The organism is Duganella fentianensis, assembly GCF_964031615.1.
GTDB lineage: Bacteria > Pseudomonadota > Gammaproteobacteria > Burkholderiales > Burkholderiaceae_D > Rugamonas > Rugamonas fentianensis_A.
Window position 1 is genome coordinate 1 of sequence record NZ_CAXIQN010000007.1, and the last position, 15,743, is coordinate 15,743.

Annotated in this window: 14 protein-coding genes; 5 read left to right on the forward strand and 9 right to left on the reverse strand. The window is 61.8% G+C overall.

The window, feature by feature from the left end; genetic code table 11:
• The 4 genes from ABNT42_RS04250 to ABNT42_RS04265 all read right to left on the reverse strand — a co-directional run.
• A partial coding sequence (locus ABNT42_RS04250; RefSeq protein WP_348694466.1) for a hypothetical protein occupies positions 1–667 on the reverse strand: 667 nt, incomplete at its 3' end.
• A 19-nt stretch (positions 668–686) separates the two neighbouring features.
• Positions 687–2,819 carry a hypothetical protein gene (locus ABNT42_RS04255; protein WP_348694469.1) on the reverse strand — a complete coding sequence of 711 codons (2,133 nt, stop codon included), beginning with the start codon at positions 2,817–2,819 and terminating at the stop codon, positions 687–689.
• A 1-nt stretch (position 2,820) separates the two neighbouring features.
• Positions 2,821–4,449 (reverse strand): hypothetical protein, encoded by a 1,629-nt coding sequence (locus ABNT42_RS04260; RefSeq protein ID WP_348694472.1) that lies wholly within the window; start codon positions 4,447–4,449, stop codon positions 2,821–2,823.
• Between the two features lie 36 nt (positions 4,450–4,485).
• Positions 4,486–4,953 carry a hypothetical protein gene (locus ABNT42_RS04265; RefSeq protein WP_348694475.1) on the reverse strand — a complete coding sequence of 156 codons (468 nt, stop codon included), beginning with the start codon at positions 4,951–4,953 and terminating at the stop codon, positions 4,486–4,488.
• Between the two features lie 225 nt (positions 4,954–5,178).
• Between ABNT42_RS04265 and ABNT42_RS04270 the strand changes: the two genes are divergently transcribed.
• Complete coding sequence (locus tag ABNT42_RS04270) at positions 5,179–5,907, forward strand: thioesterase (RefSeq protein WP_348694478.1); 729 nt, start codon at positions 5,179–5,181, stop codon at positions 5,905–5,907.
• Here the strand turns inward: ABNT42_RS04270 and waaF are convergent.
• The gene (gene waaF, locus ABNT42_RS04275) at positions 5,888–6,934 is read right to left on the reverse strand and encodes a lipopolysaccharide heptosyltransferase II (protein WP_348694481.1); all 1,047 of its coding nucleotides are present in this window, start codon (positions 6,932–6,934) and stop codon (positions 5,888–5,890) included. The two genes, ABNT42_RS04270 and waaF, sit on opposite strands and share 20 nt — an antisense overlap.
• Complete coding sequence (locus tag ABNT42_RS04280) at positions 6,931–8,187, reverse strand: O-antigen ligase family protein (RefSeq protein ID WP_348694484.1); 1,257 nt, start codon at positions 8,185–8,187, stop codon at positions 6,931–6,933. Before ABNT42_RS04280 ends, waaF begins: the two co-directional genes overlap by 4 nt.
• Before the next feature lie 57 nt (positions 8,188–8,244).
• Here ABNT42_RS04280 and ABNT42_RS04285 point away from each other — a divergent pair, with 57 nt between their 5' ends.
• On the forward strand, positions 8,245–9,081 hold the full coding sequence (locus ABNT42_RS04285; RefSeq protein WP_348694486.1) for a glycosyltransferase family 2 protein: 837 nt from the start codon (positions 8,245–8,247) through the stop codon (positions 9,079–9,081).
• A gap of 37 nt (positions 9,082–9,118) precedes the next feature.
• Here the strand turns inward: ABNT42_RS04285 and ABNT42_RS04290 are convergent, their stop codons facing one another.
• Together ABNT42_RS04290 and ABNT42_RS04295 are read right to left on the reverse strand one after the other, a co-directional pair.
• On the reverse strand, positions 9,119–9,730 hold the full coding sequence (locus ABNT42_RS04290) for a response regulator (protein WP_348694489.1): 612 nt from the start codon (positions 9,728–9,730) through the stop codon (positions 9,119–9,121).
• On the reverse strand, positions 9,720–11,345 hold the full coding sequence (locus ABNT42_RS04295) for an ATP-binding protein (protein ID WP_348694491.1): 1,626 nt from the start codon (positions 11,343–11,345) through the stop codon (positions 9,720–9,722). Before ABNT42_RS04295 ends, ABNT42_RS04290 begins: the two co-directional genes overlap by 11 nt.
• Positions 11,346–11,572: 227 nt before the next feature.
• Here ABNT42_RS04295 and ABNT42_RS04300 point away from each other — a divergent pair, with 227 nt between their 5' ends.
• The 3 genes from ABNT42_RS04300 (at position 11,573) to ABNT42_RS04310 (ending at position 14,134) form a co-directional block, all read left to right on the forward strand.
• Complete coding sequence (locus tag ABNT42_RS04300) at positions 11,573–12,550, forward strand: VirK/YbjX family protein (RefSeq protein WP_348694494.1); 978 nt, start codon at positions 11,573–11,575, stop codon at positions 12,548–12,550.
• A gap of 76 nt (positions 12,551–12,626) precedes the next feature.
• Entirely contained in the window at positions 12,627–13,469 is an 843-nt protein-coding gene (locus ABNT42_RS04305) for a 3-keto-5-aminohexanoate cleavage protein (protein ID WP_348694496.1), read from the forward strand.
• Positions 13,466–14,134: an acetyltransferase gene (locus ABNT42_RS04310; protein ID WP_348694498.1), complete on the forward strand. Its 669-nt coding sequence runs from the start codon at positions 13,466–13,468 to the stop codon at positions 14,132–14,134. The genes ABNT42_RS04305 and ABNT42_RS04310 overlap by 4 nt, the downstream gene beginning before the upstream one ends.
• Before the next feature lie 18 nt (positions 14,135–14,152).
• Here the strand turns inward: ABNT42_RS04310 and ABNT42_RS04315 are convergent, their stop codons facing one another.
• Entirely contained in the window at positions 14,153–15,718 is a 1,566-nt protein-coding gene (locus tag ABNT42_RS04315) for a glycosyltransferase (RefSeq protein ID WP_348694501.1), read from the reverse strand.
• Between the last annotated feature and the right edge of the window lie 25 nt (positions 15,719–15,743).

Sequence of the window (15,743 nt, forward strand, 5' to 3'; positions counted from 1 at the left end):
TCAGGTCGGCTGGCTTGGATTCGGCCTTCACTTCCGGCACGGACAGGTTCGCGCCTTTCATCACTTTCAGCAGCGCAGGCAATAGCTTGCCGGAAACGCTGACAGTGTCGGCCAGAATCGGCAATGCATCTTTTACCGGCATCACTTTACCCATGCTCATGGGGTTGCTGGAAACGCTCTTGACGATGTCGCCACCGGTCTTGCCCAGATTGCCGGCGCCCAGCGCTGCAATGGTGAAGTTGCTGACTCCCGCCATCAGCAGTTTCTGCTTGTCCTTGCTCAGGTTCTTGGTGTCTTCCTGCGCCGTTTTACTCTGGGCCAGCTCGGCTACCAGCGCGCCATCCGTCTTCAGCGCTTCGGCTGCCTTGGCCTGCTGCTCTTTCGGATCGGTGCTCTTGTTGAAGGCTGCCACTTCTTCCTGAATCTTGGCGGCCTTCTCGGCCGTCGCATACGCTGCCTCCACCGCTTTCAGCGAGTTGTACACCAGTTTATAGGTAGTGCCACTCTGCTCCATAAAGGATTTCACCTGGCCGTCGATGTCGCCCTTGGCTTCCGATTTGCCGCCGCCCAGTGCACTACCGAGGCCGCCGAACTGGGCCGAAGCTGGGGCAGAAACCGCCAGTACGCCAGTGATCGACAGGGCCATTACCAGAGTTTTGATCTTCATGCTGTGCTTTCCTTTGTGGTTATTTGGCGTTGAGCCGTTTCAGTAATTCGGATGCTACGTTGCTACTGCTTTGCAGCGCCTGATAGCCAGCCAGGTTCTCCACCTGGCTTTCATGGGCACCGGAAATCTGGATGTTTTCGCCCGCCATGGCGTCTTTCAGCACGCCGGCCTTGCCCTGTATGGTGGCGCGCAGGCCCAGCACCAGCTTGGCGCCGCAGCCTTCGGCATTGCACTGGCGCTCGCCCGCCTTGAGCACATAGCCCGCCTTGTAGCAGGCTGCAGGCGCTGCCGGTGGCGTCAGACGCAGTTGGTAGAAGCCGTCATGCAGCAGCGTGTTGGCGGCACTGAAGAAGGCGGTATCGCTGATCTGCAGGTTATAGTTGGCGGCATGGCCTACGGCGTGCTCGATCACGGCACCGAGAAAGTCGCCATTCAGGCTGCCGGTAGCGCCGCTGACCGGTCCGCAGCTGGCCAGATCGGGCACACCGGCACGCGACGCGGCCACCACGCGGAAGATGTCGCCATTGCTGACGGCCGGGTAATTGCGCGGATCGAGATTGCGGTAGGAGAACAGCGTACCGCTACCCTTGCTCTGCGGCGGCGCATCGGCCGCCTCTGCTGCGAGCTTCACCAGCACTGCGGCGCCACCCTGCTTCACGCCCAGCGGATGCAGCACGTCGAAGGTGATGTCCTGCCCTTCGTTCAGCTGCAAGCCCTGTACCATGAACTGGCCCGGCCGGGCCTCGCTGATGACATAGTCGCGCACGTCGAAGCGCACGTTCTTGAGGAAGCGCTGGCTCAGATCCACCACCGCGTTCTTGCTGGAGATCTCTTTGGCACTAGCCAGCGCCAGCCCGGCGCCGCTAGTGCGCTTGATCACATACTGGTCGCTGCCCAGCTCCGAAAAGATGGCATTGCCGGCTTTATCCACCAGCGTACCGGCTACCAGCGTGCCGAACTTTTCTTCGCTATTCACACCGCCCGCCCCCGTCTGCACAAACACGGGCGTGTTCCAGACGCCGAAGCGGACAAAGAAGTCGGGCGCGTCGCTGCGGCTGTCATACACCTGCTTGGAGGATGGATATTTATCCCACGGCGCGCAATTGGCCTGCTGGCGCACCGAAGCCATGGTGTCGGCAAAGTTGATATCCACCGGCGCCAGCGTGAAGGGTGCGCTGAAGCCGATATTTTTCGAGAACAGATCCGCCGCGATATAGCCGGCCTGACCTTCCGGCGTAGCCGAGTAGACCGGCATCACGCGCGGCTTGCTGCCATCGCTGCCCAGACTGGAAAACACGAACTGATAGCTGGCGTTCAGCTGGGGCGCGCCGCTCAGTGCCTTGAGCACGGTGTAATGCTGGTCGGTGCTGATCACCTTGAATACCAGCGCATCCTGCTCGGGACGGGCCGGATCGCTCGCTTCCAGATCTTCGCCCGTTACGAAGCCCACGCCGTAGCCCTGATCCGTCACCCAGTAATCCCCCACCTTGTGGGTCAGCTTCACGGGCTTCTGCTGCGGGCTGAAATGCTCGCGCACGTCGGTCACCAGCGCCCGGATCTGCTTTTCCGTATTCGCCACCACGGCCTGCGCCAGCAGAGCATCGGTGCTCTTCTGTCCCAGTTCGGCCTTGTTCACCACCAGCGTGGTGTACTGGGTGCTGCTGGCCACATAGGCCAGCTTGGAACGCTCGGCTTTGAGTGCCTGCACATTCAGCGTGACGGGCATCAGCAGCTCGACGTTGGCACCTTTCTCCACCACATACAGCGAAGCGCGCGTCACGCCCAGCACCATGGCATAGGCGGCATTCACCGGTACGGCAAAGCTACCCTGTCCACAGGCCACGCCCTCGCTCAGATAGGCATAGCTGCCCTTCTTCACATCGCGCACCTGCGAGGCGTGCACGATGGAAGCAGGATAGGCTGACGCCAGCGCTGTGCCGAACTCGCCCAGCAGCTTCTTCTGCACCTCGCGCGTGAACACGCTGTACATGCGGCTATCGATCAGCGGTCGCGCCGTACGTGCCTTGCCTTCCAGATTCAATCCTTCGATTTCACGGATAGGATAGACATAGTAATCAAGCGCGCTGGCCGAACTGGCCATGAAGGCCGTGCAGAGCAGCAGGCCGGCACTGCGCAAGCTAGGGCGCCCCATATCAGAAACCTTTCGGTGCCGAGCCGTCAATACTGACCGCGATCTGCCCACCTTTGACGATGATGCGGGCATTCTTGGCATCGGGATTTTCTTCCGCGATCTGAGCCACCAGCGCGCGCAGCTTGTTGATAAAGCCTTCCTTGGCCTTGACCGACCAGCTCAGATCCTTGCTAGGATCTTCCTGCATCTCCTTGCTGATCGACTTCAGCAGATCAGGGAAGGCCAGCATGATGGAGGCTTTGATTTTCTTGGCACTATGCAGGAATACATAGAACGATTCGCCCTGCACGGCTTTCAGCTGCAGCTCCTTGGTGGCGGCCAGACTGATGGCCTGCGCCGCATCTTCCGACAGTGCGGCAGCCAGGCGCTGACGGCATTCCTGATCGACCTTGCCTTGTGCTTCGCGCGTCAGCTTTTTCGACACCAGACCGGAATTGGTGCCCACGTTATACGAAGTCAGGCCCAGTGCACCGGAACAGGTCACATCGCCACTGGCCGTCTTGCCGGTGGTGTTCATCACGGCCGTACCGTACACGATGTAGTTAGCCATATACGGCTGACGTGCTGCCTTCTGGGTAATCGTATCGAACTTGCCCTGACGCTCCATATCGGAGATCAGCAGGCGCACACCTTTCTCGCTGCGGATATCTTTTTCCGGCACATATTCGAGGCCGAATTTCTTGGCCACTTCTTCCAGCCCCTTGCCGATCAGTGCCGCCGAGGTGTCGGAAGGTTTGGCATTATCGATACCGGCAAAGGTCTGCTTGAAGCTGAAGTCCGTCACATCCTTCTTGCTCGAGGCCGAAGCGGAGCTGGAGGAACTGGCATCGGCCCGTTCCGAGCTGGCTGCACCGGCAAAGCTCGATTGCTGCGAACCGGCATACGACGATTTGCGGCTGGCATCCAGACTGGCATCACGCGAACCGGCTACCCGGCTATCGCTGGCGGCTGCACCGGAATTGCCGTAACGGTCGGCCACGGCCACCCCGCGCTGCTCGCTGGCGCTGAACGAGCCTTTGTCGCGCGCCGAAATCGAAGCGCTATCGCTGGAGGCCACTGCGCTCTTGGAACTGGCTGCCACGGCAATGCTGTCCTTGGAGGAGGAAGCCGATGCGGCGGCCTTGCTGGACGAAGAGGCACTGCTCTTATCCTGATGGAATTTGATTTCCGTGCTCAGTGGCTGGCCCGCTTCCAGCATGGTGCCTACGCCGAAATATTCGTCGATGATGAACACGATCTTGGCCAGTGCCTTGCTGGAAATCAGCCCGTCGATCGAACGTGCCAGTTCATACACTTCGCTGGCTTCAGCCTTCAACACCGACTTGGCCGTCACCAGATCGCCATCCGTGCTGTAGCTGGTCTGCAGATTGTCGGACAGCTGCTTGACCAGATCATCCACCGCTTCCTGCACGGCCGGATTGTTCTTGCTGATATTCATGCGGTTTTTCAGCGCCGCCATCACGGCATCACGATCTGCAGCTTTCTTGGCCAGCTTGCGCGCCTTGAGCAGGCTACCGCTTTCCTGAATGCTGATTTCTTCCGAGCTACCTTTGGCTTCCACAGTTTCTGCGTATGCCGGCAAGCCCGCGCACAGGGCAGTGATCAGGCAAGGCAGGACGAGTTTCTTCATGAACATTTCTTTATTCTCCGGATAGAACAACTAGGTTTATTTGCCAAGCGTGACTGCCGCATCGCCGGCCTGTACGCTCATTCCTTGCGAGCTCTGTTGTATGCTGGCCGGCGGCAACGGCGCTGCGGCAGCGGGAAGGGTGGCGCTAGCTTCAGGAGCGGCCTTGGGCGCCGCCGTTGCGCCTGCCGCCACGGCCAGCTCCATATGCCGTGCGGCCTGCATGGCATTGCCGCTAGCCAGATAGGCGCCAACCAGCGCACGATGTACCAGCCCCTCGGGATCAGCATGCTTCTGCAAAAAAACGGTGCCGATTTCCACCGCAGCAGCGCTCTGCTCGCGTTCTGTGGCAAGTTCGATACGCTGGGCGATGACGGCCGCATCGGGCGGCGCCAGCACATCCGCCAGCGCCTGGCGCTGGCCCTCGCAGCCGGTCAGCGTGGTGGCGGCCGCCAGCACGAGCATGCAGGCTGCCAAGCGCAGGGCGGAACTATATAGACGGGACAAAATACTCTCAAAAATCAACAAAATTACGTTTTTTAATAAAAACGCTACAATGAAAGTGTATTTTAAAAACTTCCTTGTGGCAATAATTGTTTATTTTGGGAATTTTATTGAATGTGGCAAAAGGAAACATTTAGGCGGCCGCGAACCTATCAGGGTCAGCGCAATCCACCCGGCCGGACAAAAACCGCTACACTGGATTAACCCCGTGATCGTGCAGGAGTCGCCATGACCAGTCCCGTACCGAGCAGCCCTACTTCCGTGCACCACGGCCGCCTGCAGGCCCGTACCTCGCTGTATGACAACGGCGCCGGTGCTGCGCTGGCGCTACCTGCCGGCATACACAAGCTGGCTTTCCCCGCCCAGCGTCAGGCCGTGCTCTACATTCCGCCCGCCACCGGTCAGGCCTTGTCGCTGCTGGTGCTACTGCATGGCGCCCGTGGCCAGCATGGCGGCGCCGATGCGGCCGCCCTGCGCTATGCGGTACGCGAGCAGGCACTGCTGCTGATACCGGAGGCCCTAGGTACGAGCTGGGATATGTTTCGTGGCGGCTACGGCCCCGATATGGACTTCCTCGACCAGTCCTTGATGTGGGTCATGCGGCGCCATGAAATCGCCGCCAATGCCATTACGCTGGCCGGTTTTTCCGACGGCGCTTCGTATGCCCTCTCGGTGGGGCTGATGAATGGCGAACTATTCAGCGACATTCTGGCCTTCTCGCCCGGCTGCATGCTGCCCAATACGCGCAGCGCCAGCCCGCGCATCTTCATCGGCCATGGCACGGGCGATGCCGTGCTACCCGTCGAACGGGGCCAGTCACTGGCCCATCAGCTGGCCAACGAAGGCTATCAGGTGCATTACGCGGAATTCGATGGCGGCCATCTGGTGCCGCCAGCCGTGGCCGAAGCAGCATTTGCGCTGCTCGGGGTGGACGATGCTAGCGCGCCGCCAGCATAGGCTGCAGACGCTGCCACACCAGTTCCGGTGCCAGCTTGACCATGCAGTCCTGATGGCCGAGCGGGCATTCGCGCTGCTTGCATGGCGCGCATTCGAGGCGTAGCGAAATCGAAGCGGCCAGATCGGAGAACGGTGGCGCATGATCGGGATCGGTCGGGCCATACACGGCCACCACGGGACGGTTCAGCGCCGAAGCGATATGCAGCAGGCCGGAATCATTGGCCACGACCGCACTGCTGGCGGCGATCAGGGCAATTGCCTCGGCCAGCGAGGTGGCGCCAGCCAGATTGAATACCTGTGCCTGCGCAGCCACTAGTTCAGCCGCCACTTCGTTGCAGGCTTCCTTATCCTTCGGTGAACCGAGCAGAATGACTTGCGTCGCCGGCTGCTGCGCCAGCACGGCACGCGCCAGACCGGCAAAATGGCTGGCCGGCCAGCGCTTGGCACCGCCGAATTCTGCCCCCGGCGCCAGCGCCAGCACGGGCTGCGCCGCAGCGATGCCCAGCCGCGTGCACACGGCTTGCTGCTGTTCGCTGCTGACCTGCATGCGCGGCTTGGGCAGCGCAGCGCGCAGCGCTGGCGACTGCTGCGCGATCACCGGCGCGCCCAGCGCGGCATAGAACGCCACCATAGGCCGTGGCGGCGTTTCATCATGATGCATCAGATTGACCAGGCCATAGCGGCTCTCGCCCTTGTAGCCAACCCGCTGCGGGATGCCGGCCAGCCAAGGGATCAGCGCGTACTTGATGGTATTCGGTAGTACGTAAGCGTCGGCATAACCGCGCTGGCGCAGCAGGCGGGCATACTTCCAGCGCTCCTTCAATTGCAAGGCGCCATGCCGGAACGGCGTCTCCAGCACTTCGGCCACTTCCACCATCTGGCGCCAGACGGGTGATACGGCGGGCGGTGCCAGCACGTCGATGGGGCGCTCCGGATGGGCCGCCTTGAGTAATTGCAGCAGCGGCTGGGCCATCACGGCGTCGCCTATCCAGTTCGGCGAAATCACCAGGGTACGCAGTTGGCTCATGCCTTCTCTCCACTCGCGGGCGGCGTCTGCGTATTCAGACACAGACCTATCAACAGAAACAGCATCAGCGCGTAGAACATACAGCTACGCACTGACCAGAAAATCACTTCGGTCAGGCCGAAAGCAAAGTAACTCAATACCAGCAACAGCCCGGCCAGTGCCGGCGCGTACGCGCCATTGCGGCTGGCCTCGGGACAATTCAGCATGCGCACGAAAAACAGCATGGGCACCACCAGCGTGGCGCCCCACACCAGCAGCCCGAGCATGCCACCGAATACCAGCGACTGCAGAATATCGTTGTGATAATGGGGGAAGTCCAGCACATACGGATGCACGCGGCCCTGCGCCACCAGAGCCTGCAGTTCGCTACGTTCGCTGACGGGATTCAAACCCAGCACAGGGTGGGCCTGGATCAGCTGGACAGCGCTGCGCCATAGCTCGAAGCGGATGCCCACATTGGTATAGGTTTCGCCGCCATTCAGATATTGTTCGACATCGTTGATGCCCTGATCGACCCGCACCCGCGCGCCCGTCTGGGGAATGAAGAAGGCGCTCACCATCAGCGCCAGCGCCAGCAGCGCCAGTCCCTTGCGCAGGCGGCCGCGCAGTACATGGCTGTAGCGCAGCAGTACGATCAGTGCGAATACGATGGCGATCCAGCCGCCGCGCGTGCCGGAGGCGATGGAACCGAACAGGCCAGCCAGTGCGCCTAGTCCGGGCCAGACGGCTGCGCGCGCGGGGAAGTCCTGCATGCCGGCCAGACAGAGCAGGCCCATACACAGCACGATGTCGCCAAAAGTAATCGAGTTAATCAGCCCGCCCGGCCGGTCCACGCCCAGCCCCCAGCGCTGGTAGGCAATAAAGCAGGCGCCGGCGATGGAACCGGCGATCAGCCCCCACCACAGGGCGCGCCGCTGCGGCCGCAACGCCAGCACCGTCAGCATCACGCTGGCGGCGGCCAGCATACGGGTGGGCTTTTCCATATCGCGCAGCAGCACACCGGTGCTGAAGCACAGATTCAGCACGGCCAGCAGCAAGGCCAGCGCAAACGCGATCAGCACGGGACGCACGGCCGGCAGTTGGGGGCGCAAGGCCGCCAGCGCCGGACGGCGCCAGAAGATGGCCGCCAGCAGAAAGGCGAAACTGCACAGGCCCACGCCAAAACTGCTGATCAGCGCCAGAAATGGCAGCATGAAAATCAGGCTGTGGATAAAGACAGTGCTGGCGCGATTCGGAGGTGAGCTATTATTCATGCATTTTTATGTTTACGCGGTGCGACGGGACTGCCCTTCGTGCGCGCAGTTTCCAATATGCCATCGCCCACTATTTCCGTCGTCGTCACCACCTATAACCGTCCTGATGCCTTAACTTGCGTCATCGAGGCCTGCTTCGCCCAGGACGATCAGGACTTCGAAATCATTATCGCTGATGACGGCTCCGGCCACAACACGCAGCAGGCCATCGCTGCGCTGCAGGCGCGCGCGCCCATGCCGCTGCGCCATGTGTGGCAGGAAGATCAGGGCTTCCGTGCCGCCCGGGCGCGCAATCTGGGTACGCTGGACGCCCGTGGCGACTACATCGTGTTCCTCGACGGCGATTGCGTACCGCAGCGCGATTTTATCAGCCAGCACCGCAAACTGGCGCAGCGCGGCTATCTGGTATCGGGCAGCCGGATACTACTCAGCCCCGCCGCCACCGAACGCACGCTACAGCAGCGGCTCGATCTGCAAAGCCTGACGCTGGGCGAAAAACTCGGCTGGCGGGCGCGCGGCGATACCAACAAGGTGCTGCAACTGCTGTTCAGCTGGCCCGATCTGTGGCGCACCAGCAAACGCTTTACGTGGCGCCGCATCAAGAGCTGCAATCTGGGAGTCTGGCGCAGCGATCTGGAGATGGTCAACGGCTTCGACGAGAGCTTCCTCGGCTGGGGCCATGAAGATTCCGATCTGGTGGTCCGGCTGTTTAATGCGGGGGTGATGCGCAAGGATGGCGCCTTCAGCACGGAGGTATTCCATCTGTGGCACCGCGAAAACCAGCGCGATCAGGAGACCAGCAACCGCAAGGTAGTGCTGCAGCGCGCCGAGGACCACACCATCGTGGCCGTACACGGCCTGCGCGAACACGCCAGCGCTGCCGCCGCCGACTAGGCTAGGCTAGCAGTAGAGCGCTGCCTTGGCTGCGCTTTCAGCCATCCTGATCCAGCAAGCTGATACGCACCAGATCGGCCACGTTATCCACGCCCAGCTTGGCCATCAGGCGTGCTTTGTGCACTTCCACCGTGCGCACGCTGATGCCCAGTTCCGGGCCGATATCGCGATTATGCCGTCCCGTCACCACCAGTTTCATCACCTCGCGCTCGCGCGGAGTCAGTTCGCCCAGCAAATGCACGCTGCGGTCGCGCTGCTCCTGCGCCGTATGGTGGCTGCGCGCCAGTTCCAGCGCTTCATCGATAGCGGCAATCAGCTTGCCATCATCAAACGGCTTTTCCAGAAAATCCACGGCGTTGGCACGGAACGCCGCGCGCGCCATACTGACATCGCCATGGCCGCTCATGATAATCATGGGCAGCGGGCAGGCGCGCTTCAGCAGCTCCTGCTGCAGTGCCAGCCCGTCCATGCCGGACATGCGGATATCGATCAGCAGACAGCCACGCCAGTCCGCCTGCCAGGCCTGCAGAAAAGCTTCGCCACTGGCGAACATGGCCGTGCGATAGCCGCGTACACCGAGCAGCAAGCCCAGTGCATCGCGTACCGCCGGATCGTCATCGACGATAAAAATTGTCAGATCATGTTGCATTCTTCACCTGCCTATTGTCCTGCTCGTCCGCCCGAACCAGCGGCAGGGCCAGACGGAAAATCCCGTGCTGCGCCACTTCCGCCCACAGCGTACCGCCATGCGCTTCCATCATGGCACGGCTTAGCACCAGCCCCAGTCCCAGCCCGCTCGCCTTGGATGAAACGAAAGGCTCGAACAGGCGCAGCGCCTGCGCCGCCGAAATTCCCTTACCACTATCCTCCACCGATAACTGCATGCAGCCATGGCGGGTCCGTCCCGTGCGGCGCTGGCTGGCCACCCGACTGACTGACACCGTCACATGGCGCTGGCCAGCGGGCTGTTCCTGCGCCGCTTCCATGGCATTGGCCAGCAGATTGCGTAGCACCAGCTCCAGTTGCAGCCGGTCAGCCTGTACTGCCAGCGGCGGCGCTGGCAGGATAGTCAGCACCACTCCCTGCTCGCGCATAGGCCCGATAAACTGCTGGCTCACGGAAGCCACCACCTGATCCATTTCCAGCAACTCCAGCTTGATCGCGCCGGTACGGAAAAAATCGCGCAGGCGGCGCACCACATCGGCCGCCCTACCTGATTCGGCGATCATACGCTGGACCGCACCCTTCATCACCTCGCCCGCCTCGCCCCGTTCCAGAAGCAATTCGCATGCCTTGCCGTAGGCGGCCAGCGCCGTCAGCGGCTGGTTCAGTTCGTGCGCCAGTGCCGCCGCCATTTCACCAGCTGCCGCCAGCCGCAGCGTACGTTTCAGTTCGTCCGACGCTTTGCGCAATTCATCGACCGCGATGCCGATGGAAAAACCCACCAGCGCCAGCACCGCATCGAGCATCTGCAACTCGTGCACGGCAATATCGACCGCATGGTTCCATTTCACCAGCGCACCGATCGCCGCCTGTAGCGTGAACACCATCAGCGCCGTGCCATACAGCCCCTGCCGGAACGCTGCCCAGATCACCGGCAGGAACAGGAAATAGAAGTGCTTGAATTCCGAGGTGGCAATCGAGCCGAACACCAGAAACAGCACCCCTATCATCAGCCCCAGATAGGCCAGCGTCTCGGCCCGCCACACCGTCGCAAACAGGCGCTGCCGGCCGGATGAACTCGATAGCATCCAGAACAGCGGCATCGACACCAGTATTCCCACCACGTCGCCGATGCCGAAACGCAGCACCGCTTCGCCCCACTGCCCCAGCGGAATCAGTCCGCCGGCCGACAGAATGGCGATATAGCCTAGATCATTCAGCAACACGCCCACCAGCACGATCAGCACCCAGCGGAACAGCCGGTCGCGGCTATCGAACACGCCGCCGTCGCCGAACTGGCGCCGCAGCATCAGTCCTAGCAGGCCATAGCCCACGGTTAGCCACAGCGAACTGAGCGCCGTCATGCACCAGCCTGCCGGCAAGCCGCGCACCAGCAGTTCGCCGCTGATCAGCGCCACGCACCATGGCAGGGCGGCCAGCCAGCCATGGCGCAGCCAGAACACCAGCCCCAGCGCGGGGTCGGGGTTCCACGGCGTGATATTCAGGCCGTATAGCGGATCGACATAGGTTGCCCAGTCGAACAGCAGATACAGCGCGATAAACGCCGGAAATTCCAGATAGCGGGGCCTGACCTTATGCATACGGAGCTTTTGTATCGTTTTGTAGCATTATGCATTTTCTGAAAGCAATAATCACGGCCTTTCTAAGCTAAGTGTTTCCCTTATAAATCAAAGGTCTTGCATGGTAAGGCGGTGATTTTTGCCGACCGCCATTATTAAGGGAAAAGCGTAGGTCTTTACACCAATTTACATTGCGTTACACGCCCCGTATGATGCCGGCTTGAATAAAGTGCAATGAAAGTTTCCAAGTGCCCAACTCCATCTCCCTCCGTTCCGGCGTGCTCGGTTTCCGCGGCCTGAAGCGGCTGCGCGAGTCGGTGAAACTTTCCGCTCGGGGGCTATGGCACCGCGAGGCCACCGCCGCCTGGCTGGACTTCCTTAACTCCCACCCCATGTTTCTCGATCTGGTCAGAGCGCGCCCCCGCCTGCTCTACAAGATCTACCGTCCCTATCTGAGCAATACAGCCTGCTGCCTGGGCCGGGTCCAGCGGATGCAGCAGCATTATGGCTTCATTTTCCGTCAGGGGCTGGGAGCGCTGACGGTACGCGCAGCGCGCGCCCCCGTAATGCTGGGCCAGATACAGGGCAAGACGGGGCTGCCCTACCGCATCCAGTTACGTGCCATTGAACCGCTGGAACGGGAGGGCGAACTGGTCTTACAACTGCTGCAGGGCGAAACACTGGTGTATAGCTGCGCCTTCTCCTTCCTGCAGGGCACGCGCGGCATGCAGCTAGGCATAGGCTGCATGCAGGGACCGCAAGGTGAGCAGGGCCTGCAACTGATCAAGGACGCTACGCGCGAACTGCATGGTCTGCGGCCGAAAAACCTGATGGTCAAGCTGCTGGGCCAGATCGGCTACGACTACGGCTGTGTGGAACTGCGGCTGGTCAGCAATGCCAACCGGGTGGTGTGCAGCGCCACCCGTCAGGGCAAGGTGCACGCCGACTACGATGCGCTATGGCAGGAACTGGAAGCAGCGCGGCGCACGGATGGTGATTACCGCCTGCCCTGCAGCGCCATCGCGCCGCCCGATCTGGCCGCTATCGCCTCGAAAAAACGTTCGGAAGCACGCAAGCGCTACGAGACCCTGCTGGAACTGGCTAGCCACATCCGCCACGGTCTGCATGCGCCCCGCTTCGACACGGTCACGGGCACACTGGGGCAACTCATGCCGCCTGCCCAGCCTGGACGAAAAGTTTCCATCGAGAAACTTGCGCTAGCCTGACGCCATATTCCATTACAATCTAGGCCGCAACTTTCGCCTGGCGAAGTTGCACGCCTTTTCTGATTGTAAAAAGAATATGAATTTGCCCCTGATTATCAATCTGGCTCCCACCGGATTAGTTCCCTCCCGTAGTGATTCTGCCCTGCTGCCCCTGAGCATAGAAGAAATCAGCAACGATGTTGCCCGCTGTGCCGCGCTGGGTGCCAGCATGGTCCATCTGCACGCACGCGATGCCGCCGGCAATGCCAGCAACGATCCCCAGCTTGTGGGCGAACTGATCAGCGCGGTGCGCCAGCGCGTGCCTGAGATCGTCATCACGGCTACCACCAGCGGCCGCCGCGCCGCCGACATCGAGCAGCGTGCCAGCGCCCTGCGGCTACAAGGTGTCGCCAAACCCGACATGGCCAGCCTGACTCTGGCTTCAATGAATTTTGCCCGCGATGCCAGTGTCAATGCGCCCGCCAGCGTGATGCGGCTGGCCGAAATCATGCTGGAAAACGACATCAAGCCGGAACTCGAAGTGTTCGATCTGGGCATGGTGAACTTTGCCCACATCCTGATCGACAAAGGCCTGCTCAAGCCGCCCTACTACTTCAATCTACTGCTGGGCAATCCGGCCACGGCGCAGGCTACCCTGCTGCATCTGGGCATGCTGGTCAACGACTTGCCTGCCGGTTCGATATGGTCGGTGGCCGGGATAGGCCGCTACCAGACTCGCGCGACAGCACTCGGTGTCGCCATGGGCCATGGCGTACGTACCGGTCTGGAAGATAATCTGTGGTTCGATGATGAGCGCACTACCCTGGCCAGCAATGCGCAGCTGGTGCAGCGCGCCGTAGCACTGGCACAAGCACAGGGACGCACGCTGGCCAGCGCCGGCCAGGTGCGTACTATGCTGGGACTGCGGGTGCCGGCATGAGCGGGCTGGTCATCTTTGGCGCCAGCAATATCATTTCCGATATTTTCGACTGCGCACTGGCCCGGGGACTGGAGATCGCCCAGATCGTCACCCATCTGGACGAACCGGAAGATGCGCGCAGCATACCGCTGACCGAGCGGGTGGCAGCGCTAGCCAGTTACACCACCCCGCCCGCCATCGTCACGCTGGATCAGTTTGTCCCGCAAGCGGGCCAGCAATATCTGCTCGGCCCCACTACGCCGACACGGGCGACACTGGCAGCATTGCTTGAGCAGCGTTTCGGTCTGCAATTCTGTACCTTGATCCACCCCAGCGCCTATGTTTCCCCCATGGCGAAGCTGGGCGCCGGTGTGTTTGTCGGCGCTAACAGCGCCATCGGCCCGGGCGCGCAGCTGGCCGAACAGGTGTTCGTCAATCGCGGCGTCACCATCGGCCACGACACCCGTATCGACGCCTACTCGCGCGTCCAGCCGGGCGCCAACGTGGGCGGACTATGCAGTATTGCGCGCGGCGTTACCATCGGCATCGGCGCTACCGTGATCGAACGCGTCTGCATCGGCGAGGGGGCGTTTATTGGTGCCGGTGCCGTAGTCACGGCCGATGTCGCCCCCAGCGTACTGATGGTGGGCGTACCGGCCAAATTCAAGAAACATCTGGCGAACTGAGCCTGCACGCCGTCAGCGCTATCTGCAGCGCTGCAGATAGCGCTGACGCGCCAGCTCGCAGGCGGCCAGCAGGCTGGGACCGGAAGCTGCCAGATCAAGCGCCTGCGCAAAGTGCTGGCGCAAGCGGCTGCCTGCCGCTACGCGGGCAGCGGGATCGGTGATCCAGCATTCCAGCCGGGCGAAATAGGCTGCTTCATCAGGCGCAGCAGCGCTGCCCAGCTTATCGCCGCCATCCGAATGCGCCAGACTCGCCACCGGCAAGCCCAGTGACATGGCCTCGCTGACCGACAGTCCGCCGCCCATCATGGGCGGATTCAGATAGATGTCGCAACTGGCCATGATTTCCATCGCCTGCGCAGTATGCGGCAAGACATGTAACTGCTCGGGCGCCACGCCGCGCAAAGCGGGCGGTAACTCGCCGCGCCCGCCCAGCAAGAGCCAGTGCAGGCGGGGGTAGCGCTTAAGCAATGCAGCCACCTGCTCGGCCCAGTGGCCCTGCACCAGTTGCGGCAGGCGATTGCCGATACTAAGCATCAGCACCGCCTGCTCGGGTAGCCCCAGCGTATGGCGCGCCAGCGCTGCTGCGCAGTGTCGACGCCGCGCCCGGAACGGGTGATAGAACGCCATGCTGGCCGGCTGGCCCGCCTGCCAGTAATCGCTTACACTGGCGTGCAGCGCCGGCTGCGCCGTCAGCCACACATCGCTGGCCACCATTGGTGCCACCGAATTAGTGGCCAGTCCCAGTACAGGATAGCGCTGATACAGATACTCGATCAGGCCGGAATGCAGGCCTACCAGCATCACCAGATCCGGCTGCGCGGCATCGATCAGCTGCAGCATGTCCCGCCAGCGGCGCATCAGGCTGAAACGTGAATCCGATACACTCAGCGCTGCATAGGGCTGGAAGGCAGTGCGGCAGGCTTGCAGATCCGCTGTCAGCGCCGGCAGTTCCGCGCTCTGGCCCAGCAGATGCAGCGCATCCGGCAGCATGGCTTCCTGACAGCTGTAGACCGCTACTTCGATTCCGCTGCTTGCCAGAACTTCAGCCTGATCGAGCACCATGCGACTTGGCGGATGCTGCGGCGACAGCAGCGTGGGTGCCACCAGCGCAACCTTGCGCACTGCTGCGGGCCGCTCCACAGGCCCGGCCTGAGGTGTGGCCGGATAGGCGATCTGGCGCGCCAGCGCAGGCATGCCCATGCGCTGTAAATTATCGACAAAGGCGGGCCGGTCCACCGCCCCCAGCAAGGCACGCTGCCACGACAGGTCGAAGAATGCGGCCATGCGGTCCTGATCGCGCGGCTGCAGGTGCGCCAGTATGGTAGCTGCCTGGCCGGCATAGGCAAAGTCGCCCGTCACGATATCCAGCAAGGCGGCGCGATAAAAACCCGCCAGTCCGTCCCTTGGCATCTGCGCCTGAATGTATCCGATGACCTGTTCGATAGAGCGAGGCGCGCTGTGTGCGCACTCCTGCATCTGCGCCATCAGATTGATCCAGCAATGGCTGGACTGGGGATTTGCCAGAGTGCGATCAAGCGCATCGGACAGCAATAACGCAGCAGCATCCGCTGCAGGCAAGCTCACCGTAGCACCTTAGCAGGCAGCGCGG

What these genes read in the sequence shown, in the direction of transcription:
- ABNT42_RS04255 (WP_348694469.1), bottom strand. Translation starts at nt 2,819, where the DNA reads ATGGGGCGCCCTAGCTTGCGCAGTGCCGGCCTGCTGCTCTGCACGGCC.
- ABNT42_RS04260 (WP_348694472.1), bottom strand. Translation starts at nt 4,449, where the DNA reads ATGAAGAAACTCGTCCTGCCTTGCCTGATCACTGCCCTGTGCGCGGGC.
- ABNT42_RS04270 (WP_348694478.1), top strand. Translation starts at nt 5,179, where the DNA reads ATGACCAGTCCCGTACCGAGCAGCCCTACTTCCGTGCACCACGGCCGC.
- waaF (WP_348694481.1), bottom strand. Translation starts at nt 6,934, where the DNA reads ATGAGCCAACTGCGTACCCTGGTGATTTCGCCGAACTGGATAGGCGAC.
- ABNT42_RS04280 (WP_348694484.1), bottom strand. Translation starts at nt 8,187, where the DNA reads ATGAATAATAGCTCACCTCCGAATCGCGCCAGCACTGTCTTTATCCAC.
- ABNT42_RS04285 (WP_348694486.1), top strand. Translation starts at nt 8,245, where the DNA reads ATGCCATCGCCCACTATTTCCGTCGTCGTCACCACCTATAACCGTCCT.
- ABNT42_RS04290 (WP_348694489.1), bottom strand. Translation starts at nt 9,730, where the DNA reads ATGCAACATGATCTGACAATTTTTATCGTCGATGACGATCCGGCGGTA.
- ABNT42_RS04295 (WP_348694491.1), bottom strand. Translation starts at nt 11,345, where the DNA reads ATGCATAAGGTCAGGCCCCGCTATCTGGAATTTCCGGCGTTTATCGCG.
- ABNT42_RS04305 (WP_348694496.1), top strand. Translation starts at nt 12,627, where the DNA reads ATGAATTTGCCCCTGATTATCAATCTGGCTCCCACCGGATTAGTTCCC.
- ABNT42_RS04310 (WP_348694498.1), top strand. Translation starts at nt 13,466, where the DNA reads ATGAGCGGGCTGGTCATCTTTGGCGCCAGCAATATCATTTCCGATATT.